The 16,870-nt window shown below is 68.4% G+C and carries 17 protein-coding genes; 6 read left to right on the forward strand and 11 right to left on the reverse strand.

Annotated elements, in window-relative coordinates; all coding sequences use genetic code 11:
• Positions 1–65 precede the first annotated feature (65 nt).
• Entirely contained in the window at positions 66–3,584 is a 3,519-nt protein-coding gene (gene dnaE, locus N7L95_RS07075) for a DNA polymerase III subunit alpha (RefSeq protein WP_301259120.1), read from the reverse strand.
• Between the two features lie 210 nt (positions 3,585–3,794).
• Here dnaE and N7L95_RS07080 point away from each other — a divergent pair, with 210 nt between their 5' ends.
• Positions 3,795–4,538, forward strand: a complete 744-nt coding sequence (locus N7L95_RS07080) for a sulfurtransferase (protein WP_301259121.1) — start codon at positions 3,795–3,797, stop codon at positions 4,536–4,538.
• 70 nt (positions 4,539–4,608) lie between these two features.
• Here the strand turns inward: N7L95_RS07080 and N7L95_RS07085 are convergent, their stop codons facing one another.
• Entirely contained in the window at positions 4,609–5,334 is a 726-nt protein-coding gene (locus tag N7L95_RS07085; RefSeq protein WP_301259122.1) for a DUF599 domain-containing protein, read from the reverse strand.
• Positions 5,335–5,406: 72 nt separating this feature from the next.
• Entirely contained in the window at positions 5,407–6,108 is a 702-nt protein-coding gene (locus N7L95_RS07090; protein WP_301260085.1) for a pirin family protein, read from the reverse strand.
• Positions 6,109–6,212: 104 nt separating this feature from the next.
• Here N7L95_RS07090 and N7L95_RS07095 point away from each other — a divergent pair, with 104 nt between their 5' ends.
• Both N7L95_RS07095 and gluQRS read left to right on the forward strand, forming a co-directional pair.
• Positions 6,213–7,202 carry a LysR substrate-binding domain-containing protein gene (locus N7L95_RS07095; protein WP_301259123.1) on the forward strand — a complete coding sequence of 330 codons (990 nt, stop codon included), beginning with the start codon at positions 6,213–6,215 and terminating at the stop codon, positions 7,200–7,202.
• Between the two features lie 26 nt (positions 7,203–7,228).
• On the forward strand, positions 7,229–8,134 hold the full coding sequence (gluQRS, locus tag N7L95_RS07100) for a tRNA glutamyl-Q(34) synthetase GluQRS (RefSeq protein ID WP_301259124.1): 906 nt from the start codon (positions 7,229–7,231) through the stop codon (positions 8,132–8,134).
• Between the two features lie 22 nt (positions 8,135–8,156).
• Here gluQRS and orn read toward each other — a convergent pair whose 3' ends face one another.
• Complete coding sequence (gene orn / locus N7L95_RS07105) at positions 8,157–8,732, reverse strand: oligoribonuclease (protein ID WP_301259125.1); 576 nt, start codon at positions 8,730–8,732, stop codon at positions 8,157–8,159.
• A 159-nt stretch (positions 8,733–8,891) separates the two neighbouring features.
• Here orn and N7L95_RS07110 point away from each other — a divergent pair, with 159 nt between their 5' ends.
• Entirely contained in the window at positions 8,892–10,169 is a 1,278-nt protein-coding gene (locus N7L95_RS07110) for a M48 family metallopeptidase (protein ID WP_301259126.1), read from the forward strand.
• Between the two features lie 87 nt (positions 10,170–10,256).
• Positions 10,257–11,171, forward strand: coding sequence for a ribosome small subunit-dependent GTPase A (gene rsgA / locus N7L95_RS07115; protein WP_301259127.1), 915 nt, complete (start codon positions 10,257–10,259; stop codon positions 11,169–11,171).
• A gap of 70 nt (positions 11,172–11,241) precedes the next feature.
• Here rsgA and N7L95_RS07120 read toward each other — a convergent pair whose 3' ends face one another.
• From N7L95_RS07120 to rpsP, 6 genes are all read right to left on the reverse strand, one after another.
• On the reverse strand, positions 11,242–12,231 hold the full coding sequence (locus N7L95_RS07120; RefSeq protein WP_301259128.1) for a CobD/CbiB family protein: 990 nt from the start codon (positions 12,229–12,231) through the stop codon (positions 11,242–11,244).
• Between the two features lie 60 nt (positions 12,232–12,291).
• The gene (locus tag N7L95_RS07125) at positions 12,292–12,960 is read right to left on the reverse strand and encodes a CoA pyrophosphatase (protein ID WP_301259129.1); all 669 of its coding nucleotides are present in this window, start codon (positions 12,958–12,960) and stop codon (positions 12,292–12,294) included.
• Positions 12,961–13,038: 78 nt separating this feature from the next.
• Complete coding sequence (rplS, locus tag N7L95_RS07130; protein WP_301259130.1) at positions 13,039–13,392, reverse strand: 50S ribosomal protein L19; 354 nt, start codon at positions 13,390–13,392, stop codon at positions 13,039–13,041.
• A gap of 90 nt (positions 13,393–13,482) precedes the next feature.
• A complete protein-coding gene (gene trmD / locus N7L95_RS07135) occupies positions 13,483–14,247 on the reverse strand; it encodes a tRNA (guanosine(37)-N1)-methyltransferase TrmD (RefSeq protein ID WP_301259131.1) in 765 nt (254 codons plus the stop codon).
• A gap of 23 nt (positions 14,248–14,270) precedes the next feature.
• Entirely contained in the window at positions 14,271–14,864 is a 594-nt protein-coding gene (gene rimM, locus N7L95_RS07140) for a ribosome maturation factor RimM (RefSeq protein WP_301259132.1), read from the reverse strand.
• A gap of 32 nt (positions 14,865–14,896) precedes the next feature.
• Complete coding sequence (rpsP, locus tag N7L95_RS07145; protein ID WP_301259133.1) at positions 14,897–15,148, reverse strand: 30S ribosomal protein S16; 252 nt, start codon at positions 15,146–15,148, stop codon at positions 14,897–14,899.
• A gap of 193 nt (positions 15,149–15,341) precedes the next feature.
• Between rpsP and N7L95_RS07150 the strand changes: the two genes are divergently transcribed.
• Entirely contained in the window at positions 15,342–15,797 is a 456-nt protein-coding gene (locus tag N7L95_RS07150) for a TM2 domain-containing protein (protein ID WP_301259134.1), read from the forward strand.
• Between the two features lie 43 nt (positions 15,798–15,840).
• Here N7L95_RS07150 and N7L95_RS07155 read toward each other — a convergent pair whose 3' ends face one another.
• Positions 15,841–16,842, reverse strand: coding sequence for an inorganic phosphate transporter (locus N7L95_RS07155; protein ID WP_301259135.1), 1,002 nt, complete (start codon positions 16,840–16,842; stop codon positions 15,841–15,843).
• Between the last annotated feature and the right edge of the window lie 28 nt (positions 16,843–16,870).

Raw genomic sequence — 16,870 nt, forward strand, 5'->3', positions numbered from 1 at the left:
AGGGAAGATCGCCCACGTTTCCGACCAACGTGCCGGAGGAATCCACAAAAGGCGTCCCACCGGCCTCACATGGCTTTCTGCGGCTCCTCGTAGATGACGGTGGCTTGCCCGGCCTGGGCGCCCTGGCGCCAGCGCTGCAGAGCCTCGTCGCTGGGATAGAAACGCGCCTCTTCGCCCAGGTCCAGCTCGCCGTAGGCGGCCGGGCGGTTCAAGAGCAGCCGCACGGTCAGGCCTTGCAGCAGGTCGCCGTGCTCGGTCTGGGTGCGCTTGGGCGGGAACTGCCTGATCAGCTCGCCGATGGGCGGCGCCGAGCCGTTGACCGCCACCCGCAGGTACTTGCCGAAGCGGCAGCGGGCGCTGGTGAGGTCCCAGACCTGCTGCACGTTCAGGCGCAGCCCGCCGGAAAAGCGGTCGGGCTGCACCTTGCCTTGCACGACGATCAGCTCGTCGTCCTTGAACAGCTCGCGATGGGCGTCCAGCAACTCCTCGTTGGCGACCGCCTCGATCACTTCGCTCCGGTCATCGAGCTTGAAGATGGCCACCCGGCCCCGCTGGCCGTTGACCACCCGCAGGTCGCTGACGATGCCGGCCAGCATCTGCGGCTCGCGGCTGTCGATCAGGTCGGCGATCTTGCGCTTGGCGAACTGGCGCACCTCGGGCTCGTATTCGTCGAACAGGTGGCCCGACAGGTAGAAGCCGATGGCGACCTTCTCGAAACCCAGGCGTTCCTTGATGCTCCACGGCTCGGCCGCCACCAGCTCGGGCTCCTGCGAGGACGAGGCATGGCAGTCGCCGAAATCGAACAGACCGCCCTGGTCGGCGTTGGCCGCCTGCGCGCCGGCGTATTCGAAGGCCAGCCCGATGCTGGCGACCAGCTGCGCCCGGTTGGGCTCGAGCGTGTCGAAGGCGCCGGCCTTGATCAGTGCCTCCACCGTGCGCTTGTTGATGCGGCTGCGGTCCACCCGGGCGCAGAAGTCGAACAGGCTCTTGAAAGGCCCCCCCTCCTCCCGCGCCTGCACGATGGCCTCGATGGCGCTCTGGCCGGTGCCCTTGACGGCCCCCAGGCCGTAGCGCACCACCTTGTTGGCGACCGGCTCGAAGCGGTAGCCGCCGGTGTTGACGTTGGGCGGCTCGAAGGTGATGCCCAGGGCCACCGCATCGTCGTAGAAGATCTTCAGCTTGTCGGTGTCGTCGAGCGCCACGGTCATGTTGGCTGCGACGAATTCGGCCAGGTAGTGCACCTTGAGCCAGGCCGTGTGATAGGCCAGCAGCGCATACGCGGCCGCGTGCGACTTGTTGAAGCCGTAGCCGGCGAACTTCTCCATCAAGTCGAAGATTTCGTTGGCCAGCTCGGGCGGGATGCCGTTCTTGGCAGCGCCCTCGGCGAAGATCAGCCGGTGCTTGGCCATCTCCTCCGCCTTCTTCTTGCCCATGGCGCGGCGCAGCAGGTCGGCGCCGCCGAGCGAATAGCCGCCCAGCCGCTGCGCCACCTGCATCACCTGCTCCTGGTAGACCATGATGCCGTAGGTCTCCTCCAGCACCTCCTTCATCAGCGGGTGCGGATACTCGACCTCCTCGCGCCCGTGCTTGCGGGCGCAGAAGCTGGGGATCAGGTCCATCGGGCCTGGGCGGTAGAGCGCCACCAGCGCGATGATGTCCTCGAACACGCTCGGCTTGGCGTCGCGCAGCATGCCCTGCATGCCGCGACTTTCCAGCTGGAACACGGCGACCGTCTTGCCTTCCGAGAGCAGCTGGTAGGACGCCTTGTCGTCCAGCGGAATGGTCTCGAAAGCGAAGTCCTTCTGCGACGGGTGCCGCTTGACGATGAATTCCTTGGCCGTCTCCAGGATGGTGAGCGTCGCCAGCCCCAGGAAGTCGAACTTCACCAGGCCGATGGCCTCGACGTCGTCCTTGTCGTATTGCGACACCGCGGAGTCGCTGCCGGGTTGCATGTAGAGCGGGCAGAAATCGGTGATCTTGCCGGGCGCGATCAGCACGCCGCCAGCGTGCATGCCGATATTGCGCACCATGCCCTCGACCCGCTCGGCCAGTGCGAGCAGCTCGGCCACCTCTTCCTCGTTCTTCTCGCGCTCCTCGATCTCGGGCGCTTCCTTGCGGGCGTAGATGATGCCGGGGTCGGGCTTGTCGCCGGGGCGCTTGAGCGTCACGGTCTTGCCCGGCGGCGCGGGGATGAGCTTGGCGATGCCGTCCACGTGGCCATAGCCCATGCCCAGCACCCGGCCCACGTCACGCAGCGCGGCCTTTGCGGCCATGGTGCCGAAGGTGGCGATCTGCGACACCGCATCACGGCCGTACTTCTCCTTGACGTAGTCGATGACGCGGTCGCGGTTGGCCTGGCAGAAGTCGATGTCGAAGTCGGGCATCGAGACCCGCTCGGGGTTCAGGAAGCGCTCGAACAGCAAGTTGTAGCGCAGCGGGTCGAGGTCGGTGATCTTCAACGCATAGGCCACCAGCGAGCCGGCCCCCGAGCCCCGGCCCGGGCCCACCGGGCAGCCGTTGTTCTTGGCCCAGTTGATGAAGTCGGCCACGATCAGGAAGTAGCCGGGGAAGCCCATCTTCAGGATGGTGTTGATCTCGAAGTCGAGCCGCTCCACGTAGCGCGGCATCGCTTCCTCGCGCTTGGCGGCGTCCGGGAAGAGCAGCAGCATGCGCTCCTTCAGGCCCTCATGCGAGGCATACCGGAAGTACTCCTCCATCGGCATGCGGCGGCCGTCCACCTCCGGCGTCGGGAAGTCGGGCAGCTGCGGCTTGCCCAGCACCAGCGTCAGGCTGCAGCGCTTGGCGATCTCCACCGTGTTGGCCAACGCCGACGGCAGGTCGGCGAACAAGGCCTCCATCTCGGCCTGGGTCTTGAAGTACTGCTCGCGGGTGAAGCGCTTGACGCGGCGCGGGTTGGTCAGCGTCTCGCCTTCGGCGATGCAGGTGCGGGCCTCGTGCGCCTCGAAGTCATCAGGCGTCTGGAACTGCACCGGATGGGTCGCCACCACCGGCAGGCCCAGCCGGGCGGCCAGCGGCACCGCGGCCCGCACATGCGCCTCGTTGCCGGGCTGGCCGGCGCGCTGCAGTTCGATATAGAACCGCTGCGGGAACAGCGCTGCCAGGCGCTGCGCCAGCGCTTCGGCACGTGCATCGTCGCGCGCCAGCAGGGCCTGGCCCACCGGGCCCAGGTCGGCGCCCGACAAGGCGATGAGGCCGCCATTGAGGTCCTGCAGCCATTCCCACTTCAGGCAGGCCTTGGCCAGGTTGACGTTCTGCGTCCAGGCGCGCGCCAGCAGTTCGCAAAGATTGAGGTAGCCGGCCTTGTCCTGGATCAGCAGCAGCAGGCGGCTGGGCGCCTTCTCGCCGTGGCCCGGCTCCAGCCACACGTCGGCGCCGATCAGCGGCTTGACACCGCTGCCGCGCGCCTCCTTGTAGAACTTGATGGCACCAAAGAGATTGCTCAGGTCGGTGATCGCCAGCGCGATCTGCTGGTCGGCCGCGGCGGCGGCCACCACATCGTCGACACGCAGGGTGCCGTCCACCACCGAGAACTCGGTGTGGGTGCGAAGGTGTACGAAGGGCATTGCGTGAATCTAATAAGTGAAGCGTGGCGACGCGGCGCCACGCCGGGCGGTGATGCCGAGTCGGGTCGGCGCCCACGGCGCGGGCTGGCCGTGGCGGAAGGCCGCACCACCGGGGAGCATGCGCCCACATCCCGGCAGCGGCCGCGCAACACGGTCCGGATGCGCCGATTTTAGGGAAGGTCACGGCCTGGCCCTGCCTAAAATCCGGGCGTGAACGAGATCCTCAACATTTCCGCCTACAAATTCGTCTCGCTGGACGACTGCGCCGCACTGCGGGAGCGGCTGCATGCCGAGGCCCAGCGCCTCGGCCTGATGGGCACCGTGCTGCTGGCCGAGGAAGGCATCAACCTCTTCCTGGCCGGCCCGGCGCCTGCGGTGCGCGACTTCGTCAGCGGGCTGCAGGCCGACCCGCGCTTCGCCGACCTGGCGCCCAAGGAAAGCTGGTCGGCCCGCGTGCCGTTTCGCAAGCTGCTGGTCAAGGTCAAGCGCGAGATCATCCGCATGAACCACCCGACCATCCGCCCGCAGGCGGGCCGCGCGCCGGCAGTGGACGCCGCCACGCTTGCGCGCTGGCTGGAGCAGGGCCGGGACGACGAAGGCCGGCCGGTGGTGACGCTGGACACGCGCAACGCCTTCGAAGTGGACTACGGCAGCTTCGACAACGCCATCGACTGGCGCATCACCAAGTTCAGCGACTTCCCCGCCGCCCTGATGGCCCACCGCGAGGAGCTGCGCGGCAAGACCGTGGTCAGCTTCTGCACCGGCGGCATCCGCTGCGAGAAAGCCGCCATCTTCATGCAGGAAGCCGGGCTCGACCATGTCTACCAGCTCGAGGGCGGCATCCTGAAGTACTTCGAGGAAACCGGCGGGCCGCACTACCACGGCAGCTGCTTCGTCTTCGACGAACGCGAGGCATTGGGCCAGCAGCTGCAGCCGCAGGCCGAGGCGCAGTAAGGCTGGCCGCCGCCAGGCGGCGCGCGGGCGGCGCCGCCCGCGCTTCAGCGCCCGCTTCGGAGCCGGTCCGTCAGGGCGACGACTTCAGCACGGCGAGCACGTCCGAATGGAACTCGCGCTGGTACAGCACATAGACCACGCCCGCGGTGCCCACCACGAACCACAACGGCGAGAAGAACCAGCCGATCACCGCGAAGGCCATGTAGTAGGCACGCAGCCCGTCGTTGAAGCTCTCGGCGGCCAGCCCCATGACACGCCCGGCGCGGTCGGCATATTCCTCGCGTGACAGCTCGCCGCGCTCGAACACCCGGAAGTCCGGCAAGGCTCCCATCACCAGCGCGCCGAAGGTGTACTGCCGCAGCGACCAGGTGAAGCGGAAGAAGGCATAGACGAACACGCCGGTCAGCAGCAGCACCTTCAGGTCGAACACCAGCGCGCTGGTGGCCGCCGCGAACGGAATCTCCTTGACCAGCACGGCGGCCTTCTCCGAAGTGCCGAGCACGGCCAGCAGGCCGCCGATGATCAGGATGGTGGTGGAGGCGAAGAACGACGGGCTGGTGGACAGGTTCTGCACGATGACACCGTCCACCACCCGCACGTCGCGCCAGGTGGTCTGCAACATCCACAGCCGCCGGTAGTGGTTGGTGGTGGCCAGCAAGGACATGGAGGACGCGCTGCGCCGCCGCGCAAACACCGCGTAGCCAACCCAGCCGATGAAAAACACGATCAGGGCCAGCCAGTCGGGCCACGGCAGCACCGTCAGAATCTTCAAGCTCTTGAATGCAGTGAGGTCCATGCCGCGACTGTAGCGTCCACCGCGCCCGGCCGCCGGCGGCGGCCCGCACACCGCCAGCCGGACCGTGCGGGTTCAGGCGGGCAGGTCGAACACGAGGACCTCGGCCTGCTGGCCGCCGTCGAGCGTCAGCCGGGCCTCGCCCACCAGCTTGGCGGCGTCGCCGGCCTGCAGCGTGCGCCCGTTCACCCGCACCGAGCCGCGCGCCACATGCACATACGCCTGCCGGCCGGGATCGAGCGGCACCTCCGCCTTCTCAGCAGCGTCGAACAGGCCGATGAAGAGCCGCACGTCGGCATGCAGCGTGACCGAGCCGTCGGCCGCATCGGGCGAGGCCACCAGCCGCAGTCGGCCGCGCTTTTCCTCGGCGGTGAAGGCCTTCTGCTCGTAGCCCGGCTCGATGCCGGCCACCGCCGGCTCGATCCAGATCTGCAGGAAATGGGTGGTGCGATCGGCCGCGTGGTTGTACTCGCTGTGGCGGATGCCGCTGCCTGCGCTCATGCGCTGCACTTCACCGGGGCGGATCACCGCGCCGTTGCCAATGGAGTCCTTGTGCGCGAGTTCGCCGTCGAGCACATAGGAGATGATCTCCATGTCGCGATGTCCGTGCGTACCGAAGCCGGTGCCCGGCGCAATGCGGTCCTCGTTGAGCACCCGCAGCGGCCCGAAGCCCATGTGGGCCGGATCGTAGTACTCGGCGAACGAGAAGCTGTGATGGCTCTTGAGCCAGCCATGGTCGGCATGGCCGCGTTCGAGCGATTGGCGCAGGGTGAGCATGGCGGCGTCCTTGGTGTTGTCGTTCGTGATGCGGCTATGTTGGTCCGCCATGAATTCGCTGCCGTCCGCCAGGCTTGATAACATCGTTCAATTCCATTGAACAGATGACCGATCGCCGCAACGTCCTCACGCCCGAAGCCCTTGCCATGGTGGACGTCATCGCCCGCACCGGCAGCTTCGCCGCTGCTGCACGGGAACTCGGCAAGGTGCCCTCGGCCCTCACCTACAGCGTGCGCCAGCTCGAGGACGCGCTGGACGTGCTGCTGTTCGACCGCCGCTCGCGCCAGGCGCGCCTGACCGCGGCCGGCGAAGAGCTGCTGCAGGAAGGCCGCCGCCTGCTGCAGGAGATGGACGCGGTGGCCAATCGGGTGCGGCGGGTCGCTTCGGGCTGGGAAACGCAGCTGTGCATCGCGGTGGACAGCATCCTCTCCAGCCTGACGATGTTCGAGCTGTGCGAGTCCTTCTACGCGCTGAATCCGCCACACGGCCCCGGCACCCGGCTGCGGCTGCGCTCTGAAGTGCTGGCCGGCACCTGGGAGGCACTGGTCACCGGCGTGGCCGACCTGGCCATCGGCATCTCCGCGGTGCAGAGCCTGCCACCCGGCATCTCGATGCAGCCGCTTGGCGAGCTCGACATGGTCTTCGCGGTGGCACCCCACCACCCGCTGGCGCAAGCGCCCGAACCGCTGACCGATGGCGAGCTGGTCCACCACCGGGCCGTGGCCGCGGCCGACTCGGCCCAGCGCCTGACGCCGCTGACCATCAACCTGCTGCCCGGCCAGGACGTGCTGACGGTGCCAAGCGTGGCATCGAAGATGGAAGCCATCCTGCGCGGCCTGGGCTGCGGCTTCCTGCCAGAGAGCCTGGTGCGCGAGCAGGTGCAGGTCGGACGGCTGGTGATCAAGCAGGTGACGCGCCCCCGGCTCACCGGCAAGCTCTTCTACGCCTGGCGCTCTGCGCCGGCCGGTGCCGGCCGCAGCCGGGCCCGGCTGGGCCTGGCGCTGGAATGGTGGCTGGCCCAGCTGGAGCGCCCCGCCACCCGCAGCGCGCTGATGGAGCGGCACAGCGGCTGGCAGCCCGGCCTGCTGGGCTGAACCGCAAGCAAGGCAGGCAGACCGGCATGGCGGCCTACGTCGGGCGTTTCGCTCCCTCCCCCACCGGTGCACTGCATGCCGGCTCGCTGGTGGCCGCGCTGGCCAGCTGGCTCGATGCACGCGCCCATGCCGGGCGCTGGCTGGTGCGCATCGAGGACGTCGATGGCCCGCGTTGCGTGCCGGGTGCCGACCACGTCATCCTGCAGCAGCTGGCAGCCTGCGGCCTGCTGCCGGACGAGCCACCCGTGTGGCAGTCGCAGCGGGGGCCGCGCTACCAGCAGGCGCTGGAGCAGTTGCTGAGCGCCGGCTGGGCCTATCCCTGCGGCTGCACGCGCAAGGACATCGCCGACGCCTGGGCCGCCAGTGGTCGCGCCAGGCCGCGGCATGCCGAGCTGGTCTATCCCGGCACCTGCCGCACCGGCCTGCATGGCAAGCCCGCGCGTGCGGTGCGGGCCCTGACCGCCGGGCGCGGCGCCGACGGCGGCTGGCGCGACATCCACATCACCTGGCAGGACCGCCGCCTGGGCACCCAGCAGCAGAACCTCAGCCAGCAGGTGGGCGACTTCGTGCTGAAGCGGGCTGACGGCCTGTGGGCCTACCAGCTGGCGGTGGTGGTGGATGACGCCGAGCAGCAAGTGAGCCAGGTGGTGCGCGGCGAAGACCTGGCCGACAACACGCCGCGCCAGATCCACCTGCAGCGGCTGCTGGGCCTGCCCACCCCGGGCTACCTGCACACGCCGCTGGTGCTGGGGGCGAACGGGGAAAAGCTCTCCAAGCAGAACGGGGCGCTGGCCTTCGACACCGGCCGGCCGCTGCAGGCGCTGCAGGAGGCAGCGACGATGCTCGGGCTATCCGCCCCAGCCGGCGCGACGCTCGCCGACATGCTGGCCGGGCTGGTGGCGCAATGGGCGGCGCGCTACCGCCAGGCTTGAAGCGCGCGCCCGGGCGTTCCCCTCAGGCCTGCAGCAGGTGCTGCCGATAGTAGACCAGTTCGTCGATCGACTCCTGGATGTCGGCCAGCGCGGTGTGCTTCTGCGCCTTGCGGAAGCCGGCCATCACCGCCGGCTTCCAGCGCCGCGCCAGCTCCTTCAGGGTGCTGACATCCAGGTTGCGATAGTGGAAGAACGCCTCCAGGCGCGGCATGTAGTTGGCCAGGAAGCGACGGTCCTGGCAGATCGAGTTGCCACACATCGGCGAGCTGTTCTTCGAGACGAACTGCTTCAGGAAGTCGATCACGTGCTGCTCCGCCTCCGCCTCGGTCACGGTCGACGCCTTCACCCGGTCGATCAAACCCGAGCGGCCATGGGTGCCCTTGTTCCAGTTGTCCATGCGGTCCAGCGCCTCGTTGCTCTGGTGGATCGCAAACACGGGGCCCTCCACCCGCAGCGTCAGCTGCGGGTCGGTCACCACCACGGCGATCTCGATGATGCGGTCGCGCTCGGGCGACAGGCCCGTCATCTCCAGGTCGATCCAGACCAGGTTCTGGTCATTGAACGGCAGTGTGGCCGGCGGGGCGGAAACATCGGTCATGGGTTCTCCAGCGGGGGCGGCGCGGCACGAGGCGGCCGCGGCGCCAAAGCCAGGATTCTCGACGAAACCCGCCCGTCACCGCAGCGCCGCGCCAGGGCGACGCAAGGCCATCCCGCCGCCACGCGCCACCGGGGGCTGCGACCCCTACACTTGCAGCTTATGCAAGAAGCGCTCTCCCCCCTGACGCTCGCCTTTGTCGCGGCGCTGCTGGCCTCCCTGCTCGCCAAGTTCTGGTTGGCAGCGCGGCAGATCCGCCACGTCGCCCGCCACCGCGCTGCGGTGCCCCCGGACTTCGACGGCATCGTGACGCTGACGGCCCATCAGCGCGCCGCCGACTACACCATCGCCAAGACCCGCTTCGGCCTGCTGGCCACCGCCTTCGGCAGCGCCCTGCTGCTCGGCTGGACCTTGCTGGGCGGGCTGGACGCCCTGAACACCGCGGTGCGGGACGCGGTGCTGCCGGCCTGGGGGCCAATGGCCTACCAGCTGGCGTTGCTGGGCGCCTTCATGCTCATCGCCAGCCTGCTGGAGCTGCCGCTGGAGGCCTGGGGCACCTTCCGCATCGAGCAGCGCTTCGGTTTCAACCGCATGACCGGGCGCCTGTTCGTCAGCGACTTCCTGAAAAGCCTGGGCGTGATGGCGGTGCTGGGGCCGCCGCTGGCTGCCCTGGTGCTGTGGCTGATGGCCTCGGCCGGCAGCTGGTGGTGGCTGTGGGCCTGGGCCGCCTGCGCGGCCTACATGCTGCTGATGATGGTGGTCATCCCGATCGTCGTGATGCCGCTCTACAACCGCTTCACCCCGCTGGACGACCCCGGGCTGTTGCAGCGGGTGCAGGCCTTGATGCAGCGTTGCGGCTTCAAGGCTCGTGGACTGTTCGTGATGGACGGCTCCAAGCGCTCCGCGCACATCAATGCCTTCTTCACCGGGCTGGGCTCCTCCAAGCGGGTGATCCTGTTCGACACCCTGCTCGACAAGCTCTCCCACGCCCAGCTGGAGGCCGTGCTGGCACACGAGCTGGGCCACTTCCGGCACCGTCACCTGCTCAAGCGCATGAGCGGGATGTTCGCCGTCACGCTGATCGGCTTCGCCCTGCTGGGCTGGCTGGCCGGCCACCTGTGGTTCTATGCCGACCTGGGGGTCGAGCCCAACCTGGGCGCCCCCAATGACGCGCTGGCGCTGCTGTTGCTGATGCTGGTGGCGCCGCCTTTCATGTACTTTGTCTCGCCCTGGATGTCCCGCCTGTCGCGCCGCCATGAGTTCGAGGCCGATGCCTACGCCTGCGCCAATGCGAGCGGGGCCGACCTGAAGGCCGCCCTGCTGCGCCTTTACGAGGACAATGCCTCGACGCTGACACCCGACCCGGTCTATGTCAGCTTCTACTACTCGCACCCGCCCGCCGCGCAGCGGCTGGCGGCCATGTCGCTGCACACTGCCTGAGCCGATGAAGCACCCGATCCCGCCGCAACGCCGCCTGCGCGCTGCCCCCTGGCCCTTCCTGCGTGCGGCCGTGGCCGCCTGAGCACCTTGGCCAAGCACTCAGACCTCGACCTCGGCCTGGTGGTGGCCGGCCACGGCCGCCACTACATCGTCGAAACCCCCGAAGGCCGGCGCCTCACCTGCCACCCTCGCGGCAAGAAAAGCGATTGCGTGGTGGGCGACCGGGTGCACTGGCAACCCACCAATGCAGGCGGTGACGAAGGCGTGATCGAACGCATCGAGGCGCGCCGCAACCTGCTCTACCGGCAGGACGAGTGGCGCACCAAGTCCTTTGCCGCCAATCTCGACCAGTTGCTGGTGCTGGTGGCGGCCGAGCCGGTGTTCAGCGAATCGCAGCTCAGCCGTTCATTGATCGCGGCCGGCCATGCCGGCATCCCGGCCTGCCTGGTGCTCAACAAGACCGACCTGCCCCAGGCCCAGGCCGCCCGCGAACGCCTGGCGCCCTATCGCGGCATGGGCTACGAGGTGCTGGAGCTGGCCCTCAAGGCCCGCCCCGACGAAGCCCGTGCCGCGCTGGCACCGCGGCTGCAGGGCCGCAGCACCCTGGTGCTGGGCCCCTCGGGCACCGGCAAGAGCACCCTGATCAACCTGATGGTGCCGGCGGCCGGCGCCCAGGTGGGCGAGGTGTCGCAGGCCCTCAACTCGGGCCGCCACACCACCACCACCACGCAGTGGTACTGGCTGGACGACGCGCGCAGCAGCGGCCTGATCGACTCGCCCGGCTTCCAGGAATTCGGCCTGCGCCAGGTCGAGCCACAGCAGCTGGCGGCCTTCATGCCCGACCTCGGCGAGCACGCCAGCCAGTGCCGCTTCTACAACTGCACCCACCTGCATGAGCCCGGCTGCGGCGTGCGTGCCGCGGTGGAGCGCGGCGAGATCACGGCATCGCGCTATCGCATCTATGCCGAGATCCACGAGCAGCTGACACGCAGCCAGTACTGAGCGCCACCGGTACCATCGCCTGCCTGCGCGGCACGAACCGAGCGCCGCCAGCCCGCCGCCGGCGCAGCGCTCAGCCGATCAGGTTGGCCAGCGACAGCAAGGCCAGCAGCAGCATCCACAGCACCACCGAACGCCAGACCAGGCCGACGATGCTGCGCAGGTGGCCGGCTTCCGGCGGCATGCCGCCGGTGGAGCCCTCGGCGTCGGCCGCCTCGGCGGCCGAGCCGATGTCGAAGGTCTTGGACCGGTCGGGCATCACCGCAGGGGCGCTGCTGCCGCCCAGGCGCACGCCGACCGCGCCGGCCGCGGCCGCGAGGATGATGCCGTCGTTGGCGAAACGCCACAGCCGCGCATAGCGACGCCAGCTGTCCACCGCCTCCTCGAAGTTGCCCACCACCGCGAAACCAAAGGCGGTCAGGCGGGCCGGGATGTGGTCCAGCCAGCCAAACACCTGCTGGGCCAGCTCCATCAGGCGCGGATTGCTGGGCACGCCGACCGTGCGGCTCTTGTAGGCCCAGTAGCGGCTCGAGAACTCGGCCATCCGGTAGAGCACCGCGCCGGCCGGGCCGAGGCCGAAGCTGTGCAGCAGCACGAACCAGAAGAACACCCCGAAGACATGGCGGTGCGCGGCCAGCAGGGAATGCTCGATGACGTGTCGCAGCAGTTCCGAGCGCGGCAGCTCGCTGGCATCGAGGTGGCGCCATTCCGCCAGGAGCTGCCGGGCGGTGGTTTCGTCGCCGCGCTCCAGCGCGTCCCGAATGTCGGTGAAGTAATGGCTGAACTGCCGAAAGCCGAGGGTGAGGTAGAGCACCACCACGTTCCAGGCCAGCGCAAGCAGCAGGCTGACCTGGCTGATGATCGCCGAGACGCCCCAGATCACCAGGGACGGCACGATGACCGTGATGCACCAGACGACCCAGGCATGCACCGCCTTGCCGGCGTCGAAGTTGCGCCCCGTCCAGCGCACCCAGCCCATCAGCGACTGGTGCACGAAGTTGCCTCCGCGCAAGGGCTTGAGCTGCTCGATCAGCAGCGCGAAGAGAACAGAGAGAAAACTCATGGCCGGCATGATACCGGCGAGGTTGACTTCGGGCCGTCACCGCTTGCGCGGCGAGCACACCTAGGCCGCCAGGAAGCGGTACAGGTTGCGCAGCATCGCCGCCGTCGCGCCCCAGATGAAATAGGGCGCCGCCGACGCAGCCGAGCTGAAGGGCATGGAGAAGAACTCGCGGCGCTCGCCGCCGAATTCGAAGGCATGCCGGCGATGGTGGGCCGGCTGCATCAGGAAGGGCAGAGGCACCTCGAACACCTCGGCCACCTCCGACGGGTCGGGCCGCGGCTCGAAGCCGGGCTGCACCAGGGCGACCACCGGCGTCACGAGGAAAGCCGTCACGGTGGAATAGATGGGCAGGCTGCCGATCACCTCCACATGGGTTGCCGCCAGGCCCACCTCTTCCTCGGCTTCCCGCAGCGCGGTGGCGGTGGCATCGGCGTCATGCGGCTCCGCACGGCCGCCGGGGAAGCTGATCTGCCCTGCATGGTCGCGCAGGTGCTCGGTCCGCCGGGTCAGTAGCACCGTGAGCTGCTCACGCATCACCAGCGGCACCAGCACCGAGGCATGCGCCGGAGCCCGCGTGCCGGTCGGCCGTTCGCTCGCCACCTCGGGCTCCCAGTGGGGCGGGCGCCGAAACCGCTCGCGCAGGGCCTGCGGCTGCAGGCGCTCCGCCGGCACGGCCGGCAGATGATCATCGATGCCGACGACCGGCACTTCATGGGGATTGAAGATCATCGAATCCCTTCAGACGTGAAAAAGCCGCCTGGCAGTGACGCGGCAGGCGGCTTGGCTGATGCCCGGCGAGGCCGGTGCTCAGGCCAGCTTTTCCTTGATGCGGGCCGACTTGCCGCTGCGCTGGCGCAGGTAGTACAGCTTGGCGCGGCGCACGTCGCCACGGCGCTTGACTTCGATCGAGGCGATCAGCGGGCTGTAGAGCTGGAAGGTCCGCTCGACGCCTTCGCCGCTGGAGATCTTGCGCACGATGAAGCTGGAGTTCAGGCCGCGATTGCGCTTGGCGATCACCACACCTTCATAGGCCTGCACCCGCTTGCGGGTGCCTTCGACCACGTTCACGCTGACGATCACGGTGTCGCCGGGCGCAAAAGCGGGCACGTTCTTGTTCAGTCGAGCAATCTCTTCTTGCTCGAGTTGAGCGATCAAATCCATGGAGTTCTCCTTGTGATCGTGCCTGGCGCGATATGCCTGCAGCGTGGCTGCAAGGGTGTAGTGGCCGGCAGAGGATCGAAAAGCTCGCGATTATAGCCCAAGCTGGGAAAGATAGCGCTCATCGGTGACCGTCAGCTTGCCGGCGGCGCGTGCAGCATGTATCAGTTCCGGCCGTCGCTCGGCCGTCAGGCGCAGCGACTGCTCGCGCCGCCAGCGGGCAATCTGCGCATGGTGGCCCGACAGCAGCACCGCCGGCACCGCCTGCGGACCGTCCTCGGCCTGCAGGACCTCGGGGCGGCTGTAATGCGGGCAATCGAGCAGGCCGTCGCTGAAGCTGTCCTGCAGATGCGACTGCTGGTCGTTGAGCACGCCCGGCTGCAGGCGCGCCACGCCGTCCAGCAGTGCCAGGGCCGGCAGTTCGCCGCCGGACAGCACGAAGTCACCGAGGCTCAGTTCCAGGTCGACATGCCGCTCGACGAAGCGCTGGTCGACCCCCTCGTAGCGGCCGCACACCAGCACCGCACCGGGGCCATCGGCCCACTCGCGCATCAGTGCCTGGTCGATGCGCCGGCCGGTGGGCGTGAACAGCACCACCGGCGCGGCCGGCGCGCCAGCCTCCACACGGCTGCGGCGCACCGCGGCCAGGGCGCGCTCCAGTGGCTCGACCAGCATCACCATGCCGGGCCCGCCACCGTAGGGCCGGTCATCGACACGGCGGTAGTTGTCGTCGGCGAAATCGCGCAGCTGCCAGAGGCGCACGTCCACCTGTCCGCCTTCGAAGGCTCGACGGGTGACCCCCTGGGTCAGGAAAGGCTGGAAGAGTTCGGGAAACAGCGTCAGGGCATCGAAGCGCATGCGTTGGACTTCGCAAAGGACCGTCAGTAGTCCAGGCCCCAGTCCACGGTGATGCGACGGCCGGCCAGGTCGACCGCGTCGACATAGGCGCTGACGAAGGGAATGAGCCGCTCGACCGGCTCGGCGCCGGCAGATGCCTGGGCCTCGTCCACCACCCGCAGCACGCTGTGGGCGCCGGTGTCGAGCAGGTCGGCCACCTGGCCAAGCGCTTCGCCCTGGCGATTGACGACCGCCAGGCCGATCAGGTCGACCCAGTAGAACTCGTCCGGGTCGGCGGTGGGAAAGCTGGCGCGCGAGACGAACACGCGGGCGCCCTTGAGGGCTTCGGCCGCATTGCGGTCCTCGACATCCCGGACACGGGCCACGACCACATCGCCATGGTCCTTCGCCTCGGTGATCTTCAAGAGGGTGGGCAAGGCTGCCACGCCCGGGGCCCTGCGGGGCCCCTCCGACGCCTTCAGGAACCAGCGCCGGGAGGAAAACAAGGCCTGTGGATCGGCCGAGTAGGGCTGGACCTTGATCCAGCCCTTGATGCCATAGGCATCGACGATGCGCCCCACCTCCACCGCATCTTCCGGCCAGGCCGCATCATCAGGCGACGTGGTCGGCAGGTTCATGTCCATCGGGGGCAAGGCGCGTCGCCAACCGCTCAGGCGGTGGCGGTCTTGGCCTGCTTGATCAGGCGGGCAACGGTGGGCGACACCTGGGCGCCATGGCTGACCCAGTAGTCGACACGGTCGTGCGCGACGCGCAGCGACTCGGCAGCGCCGGACGCCACCGGGTTGTAGAAGCCCACGCGCTCGAGGAAGCGGCCGTCGCGGCGGTTGCGGCTGTCGCTGGCCACGATGTTGTAGAAGGGGCGCTTCTTGGAGCCGCCGCGGGCGAGTCGAATCACGACCATGATGTTTCCTTTGAATCTCTTGTCAGGCCGCCGCACCAGGAGACACACAGGCGCAAAGCATCCGGGGGGTCAACACCGTAGATACGTGCCAGTCACCCGACCGGCCGGCGTTGAGAACCGAAAATTATAGCAAGGTGGCCGGAGTTGCGGACAGCGCCCGCGACGCAGCGCACTGCCGTTACAGTACGCCGCCATGAAAAAACCCTCGCCCGGCTACAAGTCCAAGACCCTTGCCACCTGGATCGCCCTGCTCGGCGGCAGCCTGGGGCTGCACCGCTTCTACCTCTACGGCTTTGGCGACCTGCTCGGCTGGCTGCACCCCTGGCCGACCCTGGTTGGCGCCTGGGGCGTGCACCGCATGCTGGAGCTGGGCCAGGACGATCGGCTGAGCTGGCTGCTGATTCCGGTGCTGGGCCTGATGCTGGCGCAGGCCATGCTGGCGGCCATCGTCTACGGGCTGATGCCGGACGAACGCTGGAACGAGCGCTTCAATGTGGGCCAGCCGCAGCACCGTACCGGCTGGGACACGGTGCTGGGCGTGGTGCTGGCGCTGATGGTGGGAGCCGGCGTGCTGATGGCCACCATCGCCTACAGCATGCAGCGCTACTTCGAGGTGCAGACCGAGGAAGCCTACAAGATCAGCCAGTGAGGGGGCCGGCCTTGGCCGGCGGCGCGTGCCGCCGGACGGGGCCTCACAGCACCTGCATGCCGACCCAGTAGAACACCGCCGCGATGAAGGCGGCGCACGGGATGGTCAGGATCCAGGCCCACACGATGTTGCCCGCCACGCCCCAGCGCACCGCCGAGGCCCGCTGCGTGGAGCCGACACCGACGATGGCGCCGGTGATGGTGTGGGTGGTCGACACCGGGATGCCCAGTGCCGTTGCCAGGAACAAGGTGATGGCGCCACCCGTCTCCGCGCAGAAGCCACCCACCGGCTTGAGCTTGGTGATGCGCTGGCCCATGGTCTTCACGATGCGCCAGCCGCCAAACATGGTGCCAAGCGCAATCGCGATGTAGCACGCCCAGATCGACCACGCCGGCGGCGATGCGTCGCTGGCCGCGGCGTAGCCGGAGCCGATCAGCAGCATCCAGATCATGCCGATGGTCTTCTGCGCGTCATTGCCGCCGTGGCCCAGCGAATACAGGCCGGCCGACACGAGTTGCAGGCGACGGAACCAGTTGTCCACCTTCAAGGGTGAGCTGCGACGGCAGATCCAGGCCACCAGCACCATCAGCAGCGAGCCGAGCAGGAAGCCCAGCAACGGCGAGACGAAGATGAAGGCGACGGTCTTCCAGACGCCCTTGGCGATCAGCGCGCTCGCGCCGGCCTTGGCCATCGTCGCGCCGACGATGCCGCCGATCAGCGCATGCGAGGAACTCGACGGGATGCCGTAGTACCAGGTGATCACGTTCCAGGCGATGGCGCCGATCAGGGCACCGAACACCACATGGTGGTCCACCACGCCCGGCACCACGATGCCCTTGCCGATGGTGGCCGCCACGCTCAGGTGGAAGATGAGCACCGCGATGAAGTTGAAGCTGGCGGCGAAGAGCACCGCATGCTGTGGCTTCAACACGCCGGTGGAGACCACCGTGGCAATGGAGTTCGCCGCATCGTGGAAACCGTTCATGAAGTCGAACAGGATCGCCAGCACGACGAGCAGCACGACGACCCAGAAGCCTACTTCCATGGTTTGCTCCGAAACGAAAGCGCGCGGC

The organism is Eleftheria terrae, assembly GCF_030419005.1.
GTDB classification, from domain to species: Bacteria; Pseudomonadota; Gammaproteobacteria; order Burkholderiales; family Burkholderiaceae_C; genus Caldimonas; species Caldimonas terrae.

Coding starts and splice junctions, on each gene's coding strand:
- dnaE (WP_301259120.1), bottom strand. CDS start 3,584: ATGCCCTTCGTACACCTTCGCACCCACACCGAGTTCTCGGTGGTGGAC.
- N7L95_RS07085 (WP_301259122.1), bottom strand. CDS start 5,334: ATGGACCTCACTGCATTCAAGAGCTTGAAGATTCTGACGGTGCTGCCG.
- N7L95_RS07090 (WP_301260085.1), bottom strand. CDS start 6,108: ATGCTCACCCTGCGCCAATCGCTCGAACGCGGCCATGCCGACCATGGC.
- N7L95_RS07095 (WP_301259123.1), top strand. CDS start 6,213: ATGACCGATCGCCGCAACGTCCTCACGCCCGAAGCCCTTGCCATGGTG.
- gluQRS (WP_301259124.1), top strand. CDS start 7,229: ATGGCGGCCTACGTCGGGCGTTTCGCTCCCTCCCCCACCGGTGCACTG.
- orn (WP_301259125.1), bottom strand. CDS start 8,732: ATGACCGATGTTTCCGCCCCGCCGGCCACACTGCCGTTCAATGACCAG.
- N7L95_RS07110 (WP_301259126.1), top strand. CDS start 8,892: ATGCAAGAAGCGCTCTCCCCCCTGACGCTCGCCTTTGTCGCGGCGCTG.
- N7L95_RS07120 (WP_301259128.1), bottom strand. CDS start 12,231: ATGAGTTTTCTCTCTGTTCTCTTCGCGCTGCTGATCGAGCAGCTCAAG.
- N7L95_RS07125 (WP_301259129.1), bottom strand. CDS start 12,960: ATGATCTTCAATCCCCATGAAGTGCCGGTCGTCGGCATCGATGATCAT.
- rplS (WP_301259130.1), bottom strand. CDS start 13,392: ATGGATTTGATCGCTCAACTCGAGCAAGAAGAGATTGCTCGACTGAAC.
- trmD (WP_301259131.1), bottom strand. CDS start 14,247: ATGCGCTTCGATGCCCTGACGCTGTTTCCCGAACTCTTCCAGCCTTTC.
- rimM (WP_301259132.1), bottom strand. CDS start 14,864: ATGAACCTGCCGACCACGTCGCCTGATGATGCGGCCTGGCCGGAAGAT.
- rpsP (WP_301259133.1), bottom strand. CDS start 15,148: ATGGTCGTGATTCGACTCGCCCGCGGCGGCTCCAAGAAGCGCCCCTTC.
- N7L95_RS07150 (WP_301259134.1), top strand. CDS start 15,342: ATGAAAAAACCCTCGCCCGGCTACAAGTCCAAGACCCTTGCCACCTGG.
- N7L95_RS07155 (WP_301259135.1), bottom strand. CDS start 16,842: ATGGAAGTAGGCTTCTGGGTCGTCGTGCTGCTCGTCGTGCTGGCGATC.